This window comes from Flavobacterium sp. J27, assembly GCF_004303025.1.
Taxonomy (GTDB): Bacteria; Bacteroidota; Bacteroidia; order Flavobacteriales; family Flavobacteriaceae; genus Flavobacterium.
In genome coordinates, this window is record NZ_PJQW01000002.1 from 33,920 (window position 1) to 48,225 (window position 14,306).

General features: G+C 29.4%; 8 protein-coding genes. 2 read left to right on the top strand and 6 right to left on the bottom strand.

The window, feature by feature from the left end:
• Positions 1–11: 11 nt before the first annotated feature.
• The 5 genes from CX675_RS02185 to CX675_RS02205 all read right to left on the bottom strand — a co-directional run bounded on the left by CX675_RS02185 (position 12) and on the right by CX675_RS02205 (position 9,718).
• Entirely contained in the window at positions 12–743 is a 732-nt protein-coding gene (locus CX675_RS02185) for an ABC transporter ATP-binding protein (protein ID WP_130733582.1), read from the bottom strand.
• Complete coding sequence (locus CX675_RS02190) at positions 740–1,549, bottom strand: ABC transporter permease (RefSeq protein WP_130733583.1); 810 nt, start codon at positions 1,547–1,549, stop codon at positions 740–742. The genes CX675_RS02185 and CX675_RS02190 overlap by 4 nt, the downstream gene beginning before the upstream one ends.
• Before the next feature lie 127 nt (positions 1,550–1,676).
• Positions 1,677–3,959 (bottom strand): BamA/TamA family outer membrane protein, encoded by a 2,283-nt coding sequence (locus tag CX675_RS02195; RefSeq protein ID WP_130733584.1) that lies wholly within the window; start codon positions 3,957–3,959, stop codon positions 1,677–1,679.
• Positions 3,959–8,920 carry a translocation/assembly module TamB gene (locus tag CX675_RS02200; protein WP_130733585.1) on the bottom strand — a complete coding sequence of 1,654 codons (4,962 nt, stop codon included), beginning with the start codon at positions 8,918–8,920 and terminating at the stop codon, positions 3,959–3,961. Before CX675_RS02200 ends, CX675_RS02195 begins: the two co-directional genes overlap by 1 nt.
• Positions 8,921–8,989: 69 nt before the next feature.
• Positions 8,990–9,718, bottom strand: coding sequence for a phosphatase PAP2 family protein (locus CX675_RS02205; RefSeq protein ID WP_130733586.1), 729 nt, complete (start codon positions 9,716–9,718; stop codon positions 8,990–8,992).
• Between the two features lie 195 nt (positions 9,719–9,913).
• On the opposite strand from CX675_RS02205, the gene CX675_RS02210 reads away from it, so the two are divergent.
• Positions 9,914–10,822: a DUF6268 family outer membrane beta-barrel protein gene (locus CX675_RS02210; RefSeq protein WP_130733587.1), complete on the top strand. Its 909-nt coding sequence runs from the start codon at positions 9,914–9,916 to the stop codon at positions 10,820–10,822.
• 2 nt (positions 10,823–10,824) lie between these two features.
• On the top strand, positions 10,825–13,131 hold the full coding sequence (locus CX675_RS02215; RefSeq protein WP_130733588.1) for a GAF domain-containing protein: 2,307 nt from the start codon (positions 10,825–10,827) through the stop codon (positions 13,129–13,131).
• On the opposite strand, the gene CX675_RS02220 is transcribed toward CX675_RS02215, so the two are convergent.
• On the bottom strand, positions 13,128–14,306 hold the full coding sequence (locus tag CX675_RS02220) for a Pycsar system effector family protein (RefSeq protein WP_130733589.1): 1,179 nt from the start codon (positions 14,304–14,306) through the stop codon (positions 13,128–13,130). The genes CX675_RS02215 and CX675_RS02220 overlap by 4 nt on opposite strands.

Below are 14,306 nucleotides of genomic sequence, written 5' to 3' on the forward strand. Positions count from 1 at the left end.
TTCTTTTTTGATTAGTTAAAAAATGATTGTATGTAACTGTCTTTATCGTTTTCAAAATCGGATAGTGTTCCTTCTTTGTAAACCATTCCATCTTTTAGCATAATAATTCTATCGGCAACCGTTTTTACACATTTAATATCGTGGGTTATAATTATGGATGAGGTATTGAACTTGTTTTTTGTTGTATTTATCAATTCGCTAATTTCATCTGAAGTTATAGGGTCTAAACCCGTTGTGGGTTCATCATATAATAATATTTTTGGATTCACAATTAATGTTCGGGCTAAACCAATTCTTTTTTTCATCCCACCAGATAATTCAGAGGGCATTTTGTCTATTGCTTCGGGTAAGCCCACATCTTCTAAAATCTTTTCGATTTTATCTGTGATTTCTTCTTTAGAAAACTTTTTGTCTAATCGTGTTAACGGGAATGTAAGATTCTCTCTAACGGTCATAGAATCATATAATGCAGCACCTTGAAAGAGGAAGCCTATTTTTTTTCGTATAGCTGCTAATTCTTCTTCATTACTTTCTGCTACTTCATAATCATCCACTTGTATTTTTCCAGAATCTAATTCCAATAAGCGAACGATGCATTTTATTAAAACTGATTTTCCTGTACCCGATTTTCCTAGTATAACTAAATTTTCATTTTCAAAAAGTTGCATAGTAACTCCTTTTAGGATTTTCTGTTTTCCAAAACTTTTTTTAACTTCTTGGATATCGATTAATACATTTTTCATAATAAATCTGTTATTTGTACTGCAACTAAATCGACAATAATTAGTAATAAAGAGGCTGTAACGACTGCTGAATTTGCTGCTACACCTACACTTTCGGTTCCGCGACCAGCATTAAAACCTTTATAACAGCCTACTAAACCTATGACAGCACCAAAAAAGAAAGATTTAATAAATGCAGGAATTAAATCGATAAATTCAACACTATTAAAAGCCTGATTGATAAAAAGCGTTAAACTGACATCATCTTTTATGTTGACCCCTAACCAACTACCAACTATTCCAATCACATCGGCATAAATAGTTAATATAGGAATCATCACTGTGGTTGCTAAAACACGTGGTATAATTAAAAAATTAACTGGATTAGTATTAGAAACTTCCATAGCATCGATTTGCTCGGTTACACGCATAGAACCTAATTCTGCTCCCATACTAGATCCTATTTTTCCAGCACATATTAGGGCTGTAATTACAGGCCCCATTTCTCTAATAATTGAAATAGCAACCATGCCTGGAAGCATGGCTACCGCTCCAAATTCTACTAAAGGTGGTCTAGACTGAATAGTAAGTACTAAACCGATAATAATTCCAGTTATAGAAATTAGTCCTACTGATTTATTCCCAATTTGATAACATTGTTTAAAGAATTCTTTAAGTTCAAATGGTGAAGAAAATAGATTCTTAATCATATTTTTTAAATAAGACATAACATCGGCTACATCTATAAAAAAGGATATAAATTTTTGCTTTACATTATTAAAAAACGTGTTTTTAATAACGTTGTTATTGGTCTGTAAAGATGTCATTGGTGGTTTTTATTAGTTACTCAAAACTAGAAATAAAACCTCTATGGCTATTTATATAATTTTTTTAAACTTTTATATAATTTATATTAAACACTACTCAAAGGACAAATTATAGTATGTGTTAATTTTAAAATGGGTAACCAATAGCTAAGTTAAAAATTAAATTTTCTTTTCTCCAATTACCATCACCAAAGTTAATGTCATCGATAACCCACTCTTCTCCTTTTGGCAAATACGGTTTACGTAAGGGGAATGCAAAATCGGTTCTTAAAACTAAAAAATTAAAGTCAAATCGAAGTCCTACACCAGTTCCAATGGCTAATTGACTCATAAAATCTTTGGTAAATTTTGCTCCAGGTTTGTTAGTGTCTTCATGGATTAACCAAATATTTCCACCGTCTAAAAAAACAGCTCCTTTTATAAAATTATAGATTTTCGCTCTTAGTTCGGTATTAAATTCGAGTTTTACATCTCCAGATTGATCAGGCAAAAAGGTATTATTAGTAGTGTCTAAAAATGTTCCAGGACCAATAGAACGGGCACGGAATGCTCTAATACTACTTGTACCTCCTATAAAAAATTGTTTAATGAAAGGTAATTCATTTGAATTTCCATAAGGAACACCTACACCCATAATAATTCTACTAGCTAATTTGGTTTCATTACCTAAATTTAAATAATGTCTGAAATCAACTTCAAATTTAGCAAATTGACTAAAAGGAACTCCCAAAATACTTTTAGGATTATTAGGATCATTGGCACCCATTATCAAACCAGTCGCATTAGCTGATAAGTCAGCTGCACCTTTAAAATAAAAAGTATGTTTTTTTTGAGACAGCATAGTATTGGTATACGTATATGAATAAGTAGGACCAAAAATGAGTTGTTTTCGAATTACTTTTTCTAGAGAAGGGTTGGCTTCTATTTGTTCGCGGTATAAATCGGTAACACCATTTGAAGTGGTATAGGTAATATCGAATACATTGAGATTATGCTCTTTTCTAACATTTTCTTTCCATTGATAACCAAATGAACTCTTAAAAGTTTGTAAGGAATATAATTGAGAACGAAATTGATATTCATAATTAATGAGTGCTTTGGTTCGTGGTACAAATCCACTGGCGGTATGTGCTTTAAAAGGAGCTATAAAACGAGGCCAAGTTAGACTAGTTTCACCTCCAAAACGATAAACATTAAAGCCATTGTTTTGTCCTGAAACCTGCACTTCCAAACCTCCAAAGACAGAAATAGCAAGTATTTCTGCACCTCTAAAAGTGTTGCGATTGCTCCAATTTACGTTGATTTCAGTACCAGAATAATTGGCAGAATTACTTTTAGCCAAGGCTTCAAAACGAATTGATTTTTTTGGCAAAGGAGTGAGGTAATAATAAGCATCTAAATAATTTCCTATAGTATCTTTTTCTTTAAATTGATTCTTTACAAATTTAAAAGCACCTAAGGTAATTAATCTATTCAACGATAAATTGTGGTGAGTTCTATTATATAAGTCTCCTTTTTTAAAATTAAGTGTATTCTCAAAAACAACAGGTTTAAATAGGCTATCTTCATCAATAATAGTGAAATTCTCTTCTTTTATAGCATAATTTGTTTTCTGATTAAGTGTATCTTCTTCAATTTTAAAATTAGAATACACCAAAATATCATGAATTTTAAATGGTTTTTTTGCTTTCTCAGGAGTATTCTCTTTGAGTTCTAATAATAATGTTACTTCATGATTACCCACGGTACTATCTACTTTCGTTAAAATATAATTTTCATTGAAGTAGTAATAACCTAATTCTTTTAGCTTTGAATCAATTCGTGCTCTTTCACTTTTAATTTTATCTAGATCATAGGCTTCTCCCACAGTTAAAAGACTTCTTTTATGGAAGCGAGTCATTTCTTTTGAGATTTCTAATGAATCTTTTGGATATACTATATTTTTTAAAAAATATTGGTAATTTAAGGAAACAGTATAAGTAGCTTTTCCTTTTTTACCTCTTCGAGTAGAATCGGTTGCGACTTTTACATTAAAAAAACCTTTATTTTCGGCATGATTTTGAAGTATTTTTTTGTTATAAGCTAAATCCACTTCACTAAATAAAACTGGCTTTTCGCCTAATTTATATTTTAACCAATGTCTAAACCCTTTTTCTTTAGTAACTTCACCAGCTAAATTATAAAAGAAAATTCCAGGACGCATCCCAAGAATTGATCGATTCGTTTTTGGGCGAACAAGTTCGTTTAAGCTTTTCTCTATTTTTTTTCTTTCAGACTTGGTGGTTTTTTCTCCATTTATTTTCAGTTGATGACCAGTATATAATAAATCACCTTCAGGTATATTTTTTGTACCGCTACAACCCGAAAGGAGTAAAATTGTAAAAAATATAATGCAATATTTTGTTCTCATTATTGTTTTTTGTCTTTGTTTTTTTGGAATAATTCTTTAAACTTATCATAATTCATGGTAATAATAAATGCCACTCCGGTTTCTATAACCTGACCTTGTAATGCCACCTGATAATTGTTTTTACGGTAGGCTTTTAATTTATATCGTCCGTCTTTAGTAAGTAAATATTCAGCACTAAGATCACCAGCAATGGTATTTGCTTGTTCGTTTTCATTTGGTGTTCCTTCAACGCCAAAACTACTACCAATGGAAATTTTTAATCGGTCATCTAATAATTCTTTTGTAACACCAATATTTAAATCAGTGCGATCTTGTTTTTGACCAGTTGTATAATCTTCAGTTGCTTCTAAATCAAAATCAATTTGGAAACCATCTATTAAATCACCAGCAATTTGATTGAGTTGCTCCGACAAAATACGACTCGCACTTTGTTTAGCTAAATATCCAGCGCTTAAGCCACCACTTTCACTTTGAAACGGATTTTCGCCAATAAACCTGTTCAATAAAAGGACTGCAAAAACTTGTTTATTTAAAACATCTTCTTGTTGTCTTATCTGTTCTAATTTTGCTTGTGTTGTACTAATAACTTCATTGGAAACATCATTATTTCCATCTGGTAAAACGATATCAAATTGAATTTCAGGTTGCATTAATTCGCCTGACATTTTCAATTGAGTTTCAAAAGAGATTTTTTGTTTGTAGGTGTTTCTCTCATCTGTGCTTGCAGTTCCTAATTGATCGTTTACTAAATCTATTGGGGCAATATCTGATTTATAAATAGCCGTTACACTTACATTGGCACTGGTAGGCTCACCTGTCCAGAGAATATAGCTACCCGGTTTTATGTCAAATTTTCTTTTGATTAAGTTAAAGTTCATTTCATAAGAACCGTCAGTAAATTCATATTTTCCAGTAAGAGTAGTTTTTCCCGAAGGATCAATGCCTCCAGTTAATTTGGCTTCTCCTTTTAATTTTAAAAAATCACCATTTGCTTTATCAATAATAATTGAAATTTCGGCATCCTTATCGATTTCAATTGTTGCCGAAGCATCAATTCCTTTTACATCTGTTTCTGTAATTTGTTTTAAAGAATCTTCGACAGTAATTAATACAGGCTGATCTTGGTCTACAAACGTAACAATACCTTCTCGATCAGCAATAGAAGGATCTTCTTGAGGCAATACGATAGTAAATTCGGTATCTTTATTTATTTTGATATTCCCGTTTACGATTGGGCTTTCTAAAGTACCTTTTAAGTTGATATTGTTATCTAAAAATAAGGTACCATAAAATAATTCATTATCATTTGCTTTAGAATTAATGGCTTTAAAATTTTTGGCAATAATATTTAAATTAAATTCTGGATTTGTATAATCGTTACTATTTACTGTGCCATTTATTTCTAAATCATTGTCATTTTCATCTTTAAATCGAAAGGTTTTAAATGAAATAAGATTGGAATTAAAATCTATTTTATCATTAATTAATTTAAATTTTGAATTAAGAGGAGCGACTATAAAGCCTACATTATTGAATTTTAGACTTCCATTTATATTTGGATTACTTGCTTTACCAGTAACTAATAATTTACCATTCAAATACCCTTCACTTTCTTTTAAATTTTCAGATGTAAAAGGTTGTAATGAGTGCATTTGTAACCGATCTAAATTAATTTGAAAATGCAATGTTTCAATATCCTTTTTATAATCTCCAGTAATAGCTACCTCATTATTTTTTCCTGTTAAAGCAATATTAGCCGAATAGGTATTCGCTATTTTGTTATCAATTTTTACAGATAAATTACCGATTGTATCTTTTTTAAAGGTAAAATTAGCTATAGCTACATCAGCCATAAAAGTAGGTGAGGAGTTGTTATTTTCTATGGTTGTAACACCGTTAGCTGTTCCACCAAATTCATAATTTGAACTAATAATATTTGTTACCGATTGTAATTCAAAATCTTTTAAATCAATTTGAATAGGTGCTGAAAAAGAGTCAGTTTCAGATTGAATTTTTAACTCATTTCCTTCTTTAGATAAAATGAAATCGGAAATGTGAATGCCTGATGAACTTATTTTAATTGTGTTTTCTGCTGCAATGTTCCATTTATTATAATTTAAAACTAAATTTTCTGGGTTAATTTTAATTTCAGAAATATTTTCTTTAGTAATATAATCTCCAGAGATAGCATATTTTTCAATTTCTTTTGCATCTACAATACTGGCTTGGTACGTAAGTGTATTATTTTCTATTTTACCAGAAAGCTTGGTTTTTGGAATGGTAAAATCATTGTTTTTAATGGTTCCAATTTGGGTATTGTAGCGTAAACCTTTTTCTTTTTTATCTACAGAAAACTGTGTGGCAATAATTTCTGTACCTGCATATTTTATATTTGGAATAGTTGCTTTTAAAGCAATACTGTCGGTAAGGGAATTATAGGCCCCAATGATAGAAATAGCTTCCATTTCTTCCAAATTTGGAACTATTTTCTTTAGAATTTCTTCTTCTTTTATATTGATTTCAAAATTTAGAATTTGTGGGTTGTTGTTGTTGTTGTTTTGTGGTTTGGAATTGGAATGTAAGTCGATATAATTTGAAATACTTTCTTGTACATCGCTTACTAAAGAAGACAATTGATAATTTCCGTGAAAGGTAGCATTTGCAAATTGTGATTTTAAAATGATAGAATCTTTTTCAGCAGTTGCTACACTTCGTAAAGAAATAGTATCTAGAGGAAATTGTTCTTTTTCTAGAGCGACTAAAAAATTAGTTGCTTGAAAATGCCCGTTTAAATTATCGATAGCTAAGGTTTCAAAATCGGCCATAACATCGCCTCTCATTTTTAAAGGACCAGCATGTAAGTTCAATTTATTCAAATCAATTAGGTCTATAGTTAAATTAAGTTTGGCTTTAGGGTATTTGCCATCAAAATCACCAGTAGTTTCTAAATTATAAGTCAGATTTGGATCAGAAGATTGAGAAGTAACTGTAAAAGTACCCTTTTGAAGAGTTCCATCTACAACAATATTTTTGTATTCATAGTCATTATATTTTGCTGAAAGTACTTCAATTGTAGCGGTTGCATTTGCTTTTTTAGGGTTTAAAGAACTTCCTTTTACATTGGTTTTAACCGAAACTTTACCTAATGCTTTATTTTGAATGAGTTTACCAATATAAAATTCTTGTAATGAAGCATTCAGAGCGTATTGTTCGTTTTCTTTTTCTTGTTGATTAAAAGAGGCTTCAACAATGGCATTACCATACGAACTTTTGAGATCAATAGAGGTATTAAAATTTTGCATTGTACCTTTAAAATTGCCTGTAGCCGCAAACTGTTCTGGTAAACTAATTGAAGTGGGTATGGTTCCATTAGGAAGTAGATTCTTCATATCTGAAGCAGTACTTTCTAATTGAAGAATATTTAAATCAAAATAAGCTTCATCCATTTTTGGTAAACCAGTAATCGTTCCTTTGGTATTTATTTTTGTGTTTCCAATTCCAGATAGCGTAAATTGATTAATTATCAAATTTGCTAATGAACCATTGGCTCTTGCAGTAAAAAGAACATGATGGTTAGAATATTCTTTAAAAGGCGATTGGTTCGCTAATTTTGGAACTATTAAAAGGACATCTTGTATACCTAAAGTACTATTACTAAAGTTAGTATTTACTTTAATTTTTTCTGGATGCGATGTTATTGAAGCAATAGATGGATAACTGAGGTGAATGTTTTCGTTTTTAAACTGAGTTTGCGGAGTAATCAATTTTAAATTTTTCAAGAAAGCATTTTTTTTAGAATATTGAAATTGTGCACTACACTCTTGAATTGTGAGGCCACTTTTTTCATAAAAATGCAACTCTGAAATAGTTCCAGAGATGGCATCTGTGCTATATACTAAATCGTTTCCTTTAAAGTTGAAATTTTGTACATTTATATGATTAAAATCGAAACCTTTTTTTGTTTTTATGGTTGCATGGTTGTGAAAAGCATAATTAATTTTTTTTAATTCTACTTTTTCGAGAACAATTTTCCAATCGGAATCTTGCTTTGTCGTGTTTTGCACTATATTTCTAGATTCATTTTTGCCTAAATTGAATACTCCTTTTGTGTTTTTAAAAAGTAATTCGCTACAATGAAGATAACGTTGATTCCAATCAAAATCGGTAATTTGAGTTTCTAGCTTTTCGAAAGCAATTTGTGTGTCTATTTTTGAATTTTTGTCATTATAAGTTACTTCAATTTGTGATAAATCGATATGTTTTAATTTTAAATCTACAGATTGTTTTGCTGTTTCTTCTTTAATTTTTGTGTTTACTTTATCTACACTTTCCACTACTCCTTGATTTAATTTTAATTGCAAACCTGTAAGTTTAATTTCAGGAATATCAAATTGCAAACTATCTAAGTTAAATGCCTTAAAATTAGTTTCAAATTGAATCACTTTTAGCGTAACATCGTTTTTATGGATTACATCATTATAATAAAATTTTGTATTTGTAATAGTAACTCCGTCAATTTTTATTTTCATAGGTTGGGAAGTCTCTTTCTTATCTGGAGAAGAAAAAGCGGTAATGATATAGTCGAAATTATAAACAGAATCTTTGTCTTTATCAATTTTAGCGGTTATACCATCTAAATTTACCTGATTAATTTCAATAGAATTACGCAATAGTTTGATAAGACTCACGTCAACATCGATTTTTTTTCCACTCAGTAAAGTATCACCAGATTGATCTTCGAAATAGAAATCGGTTAGAATGACTTTCTTTGGTAATCCAATTTCTATAGAACCAATTTCAACTTTTGTTTTAATTTTATTCTCTAGATAAGAAACGGCTTTGTCTTTGACATAATTTTGGACAAAAGGAATTTGTAAAGCTATCATTAAAAGGAAAATAAGTCCAATTATAGAACCTACGATCCAAAGTATAATTTTTGCAATTTTTTTAATCTTATTCATTCGAATTAAAAGGTATAATTTATGCCAATTCCTTGATATCCTAAACCAACTTCAGTTGCTGTAATTAGATTAGATTGTTTTTTTATGTAGTTTGGGAACTAAAATACCACTGGTTGCACCAATAATATAGCCTACAATTGCATCGGAAAGAAAATGATTTCTTCCCTTTACTCTGTAAAAACCCACCGCAGCAGGAAGTATTGCAGCGCCAAGCCAAATATAAGGTTTTGCTTTCGAATTAGGATAAAAGTCAGGATAAACTTGTGCCGCAAAAAATGTGTAAGCTGTAGCTGTGGCAACATGACCACTAAAAAAGGAATGTTTTTTGTTGCTTTCTAACCGTTGGTCCCAACTTAAATTTGTATTGTATACTTTAGATCTCGATTTTTCTACTAACGCTGAAGTCATAGTAAATGTAACTAAAGACAAACCTACTGCTTCTACATACATTACTGATAATTGCCTTGCATATTCTCTCGTATTTTTATTTAAAGTAAACAGGAAAGGGACTGCTAATGAGGCATACAAAGGAATGTCGCTTTTTGCAGAAGTTTCTTTATTGTAATTTCCAGCAGACGAACGATCAACAAACCAAATATTATTAGAATTTAATTGTTCTAATTTAGCTTCAGTGAGAGTTTTTTTATTCTTAATTAACAATAAACTGACTGTATTTATACCTGCAGTTTTTACAATAATGGAACCATCTGTTACCAAGTCAGTAAGGTAAGAAGAACTGTTTTTTCCTAAACTAATGTTTAGGAAAAACAAACTATATAAGATTGCTATTTTCTTCATTTGGAACTTGTTTGTATTTGTTGTATACAAAATAACAACTCCTCAATAAGAAACGTCTTACACAATATGAGTCAACTTTTATATAATTTAAAGGCAAGTCAGCATATCAAATAGTAATTATATAAATGATTCATAGTAAAGTATAACAGGGTAAGCTTAGTGTAGTTCTAATTTTACAAGACAAAAATAAATACTATGAAACTGAAACCAATAATCCTTATTATTTTTTTCTGCTTTACTGCATTACAAGCACAGTTTGATACAGATGCAATTCGCTTGAATATTTCTCATATTCCTAATTCCAATCTAAAAAATGCAGCAGCAAGAGCCGATTTAACAGAGGTTGATTTTCAAAGTTTCACACCCACAATTAGAATTGGTAAAACCACGAAACTCAATAGCATTATAAATTATAGACTGTATGATTATAATTTCGATTCTAGTGATGCTGAAGCCAATTCGTATCCAGATAATATGCATCATTTTAAGTATGTGTTGCTCATTCGTCAAAAAATAAATGATAATTGGAACGCTTATATTGCTCCTAGGTTAAACATAAGAACTGACTTAAAAACCAATTTTAATCAACAAGATTTATTTCCAGCATTAACAGCTATGTTTGTAAAAAATGTAGTAAGAAATCCACATTATAAGTATGGAATTGGGTTAAATTTTAATAATAATAACGGTAAATTTAGAGTGTTACCCACAGCTTATTTTCATTATCAAAAAGACAATATGAAAATTAGCGCTTTTATTCCATCTAAAGCATCTATTATGTTTTCAAATCATAATGCAATCTACGGATTTGGATATCATTCCGAAAGTAATATAACCCATTTAAATTTGTCTAACAATCTTGGTGCAAATCCCAATAAAATTACTTATCTTAGAAACATGAATGTATTTGTCTATCCTTCTTATTCAAGGCACTTAGGATCAGATATTTGGGCAACATTAAAAGCAGGAATTACCATCCTTCGACTGTATGAACAATACGATAGTAACTTTAATGATATTTCGGAGTACTATAATGATTCATTTAAACCTAATGTATTTTTTAGTATAGGTTTTAGTTACAAAGTCGATGACAGTAAGAAATAACTATGATAACTAAAGAGAATATAAAACAAACACCATCTCCTTTTCAAATTCGATTTTCGATACAATCTTTTGTGGAACATTTTGAAATGCCAAAAAATCCAGTTTTAGCAAAGTATTATAAAGAATTATTTGAAGAAATTGATTGTCTTGTTCAAGATTCTGAAGCAATTGAAACAACGATAGAGACGAATAATGATTTGTTTGACGCTTTTTTTCAAGTGGTGATACCAGAACATATTTCCAGAAACGAATACAAAGGAGTGGTTTTACCTTTCAATAATGGTGTTTTTCATAAATCTGAGAAATTAAACAATATCGATTGTACTATTAAAGAAACGATTAAGTTTTTTAATATTGATGCCGATTATTTATATAAATTGAAGTGTACAATTATTTTAAATTCTCTAATCGAAAATAAAATTGAGTTAGATAATAAAGTCATTTTTGAATTTAAGGATACCAAAGGTGTTTTTCGGACATTTTATATCTCCAATAGTAATAATTTCTTAAAAATTACTCCAAAGAAAAAAGAATATTATCCAACAACAAAACAAATTGAAGAATTGTTAAACGATTTAGATAATACTGTACTTTGGAAAACAACTTTTCCTGAAAATTCTTGGAATATAGAAGGGTTTAGTATTTTAACTTTGGTAGAAAATACGCTTGAAAATGCGGTTTCTCAATTAAAAACAAAGTTACTGAGTTCTCAAAATGATACTATTGTAAATGATGAGGGTTTCATTAAAGTATTTCGTTCGATATTTGATATATGTGATTTAGAAATTGGTATTACTATATATAATGAAGAAGAAAATGCACTAATAAAAACGCGTTATGAAGAAAAAGAAATTGATAGTTTTATCTTGAATGAAACCTTTTCTAAAAAAATTATAGAGTTTAAAAATGATCCTTTGTTAAAGAATTATATTCTCAGAAGACATCCCATTTTAATTCAAAACTTAGAAGAATACCGTATTCAATTTCCTAATTCAGTTTTATTAAAAATTCTGACGGAACAAAATTTAGAAAGTTTGATCATAGCACCTATTGTTAGTAATCAAAAAATTATTGGAACTATAGAGTTAGTTTCCAAAACAAAATATGCTATTAACAAGAGAAGTATCACCAGATTAAATCTTATTTTACCAATTATTACCAATACATTAGAACGTTCTCTTGAAGCAACGGCAAATAGAATTGACGCGATTATTCAAAATGAATATACCTCTATTCATCCTAGTGTGTACTGGAAATTTAAACAGGGAGTTAGAGATTTTTTAAATTCAAATAAAAAAATAGACGAATACACTTTTAAAGATATTGTTTTTAAAGATGTTTATGCGCTCTTTGGTCAGATAGATATTAAAGATTCGTCTCACAACAGACAATTAGCCACTATTGATGATATTCGACATCAACTGCATTTACTTATTGCTATTTTTAATCTTATTATTGAGGAAAACAAAATTTTAATCATCGATCAAATTTTATTTGAATTAGATAAATTTTCAAAAGAACTTGAAAATACATTCGATACTACATCTGAAAACAATTTTAGAATTTATGTGGAAAGTGAAGTACATCCTATTTTAGAAAGTATGGAATTCTCTAAGGAAATAAGTGATAAGATTGATGCCTATTTTGAAAAACTAGATAAAAAATTACATATCATTTATGACAGTAGAAAAGCATACGATCAATCGGTTTCTTTATTAAATAAAAAAATGTCTTCTTATTTGGACGAATGTCAAGTAAGTGCTCAAAAGATATTTCCGCATTATTATGAGCGTTATGCTACAGATGGAATTGAACACAATTTATACATTGGAGCTTCAATCAATCCAAGAATAGAATTTAATCCTATTTATTTTAATAATTTGAGATTGTGGCAATTAAAATCCTTGTGTGAAACGGTCTATAATTTTCAAAAATGGAAGCATATTTTAGAATTTCCATTAGAAGTAACCACATTAATCCTAGCATTTAGTTCACCATTAACGATACGGTTTAGAATGGACGAAAAATTATTTGATGTTGATGGATCGTATAATGCAAGATATGAGGTTGTAAAAAAACGCATCGATAAATCTCACATTAAAAATTCAGAAGAACGAATTACCCAAGAAGATAAGATAACGATTGTTTACGCACAAAATTCAGAGAAAATTGAGTATATGAAATACCTTAAGTTTTTGATTGCAAAAGGTTTATTGGAAGAAGATATTGAAAAATTTGATGTGGAAGAATTACAAAGTATTTCAGGATTAAAAGCTTTGCGTGCCACGATTAAAAAATGGGAAGACTAAGAATGCTGATAAGCATATAAAAATGTTAATACCGAAATAACAATACCCACCATAAAAATATTGTAAGTAATTCGAAGTAATTTATATTTTCGATCTAAAATAATCCCTAGATAATGCAAGTCTTTGGTTAATGAATTATACAAATAATCATTATCTACCATCATTTTATTAATTTCATCTTCATAGTCTTGGTAAGGTACTTTATAAAAATTACCAAAGAATAAAAGATTTACTTTTTTATTTAAAATATCCTCTTTTGTAAATTCTGTTGAGGTTACTTTTGGACGTGTAGCCAAAATAGCAAATACAATTGAAATAACACTGAAGAAAAGTAATACGAAAGTTGGTAACGTTAAATAGGCATTACCTGGACTATCTAATTTAGGAATTAAAACTGATAAAGCTACAGAAATAATAATGGCATTAACAGAAAGCAAAATATTAGCTTTACTATCGGCTATGTCACTCAAGCGAGTATGATTAGTTATTGTAACTCGAAATAAAGTTTCTACACCACGACCTAATTTCTTTTTTTTCTTTTTTTTAGGTTTTGTTACTGTAGCTTCCGTTTGCGCTATGGTTCCATTTTCTTCTTTTTTTTCTTCCAAGATATTTAGATTTTGTTGTTTTACTTTATTCCAGTTATTTTTTGCATAGTCAGTATAAAAAGTATGCTTACTTTTTAAAAAACTAATATTTTCTTTCAGCCATTCTTTTTCAGTAAAAACGGCAACATTGCATAATTTCCATTCGGTACGTAATTCTTTTAAAAATGAAAAATAATCACAACTGCCTACATGATAATAATCGGCATCACAAATAATTTTTTCTAGTAAATCTTTAGGTGTATGATTAAAAACTGTGGCCATAATTAATCGGTTGATTACCTCAATTTTTTCTTCAGGAACATGGTTATCCCTTAAAAATGATGAAGCAATACGTGTACTTTCTTCTTCGTGACCGTCTTTTGTTTTAATATAACCAGTATCATGAAACCATGCTGCTACTTGAAGCAATTCTAAATCTTCTTCGGAAACGCCCTCATATTCACCTATTTGCCTTACTGCATGAACTACATTTTTTGTATGATTTACGTCGTGATATTTATATTTAAATTCTAATACTTTTTTAAATAATTCTGTAACGAATTGTTCCGCGTTTTTTACTAATTTCAT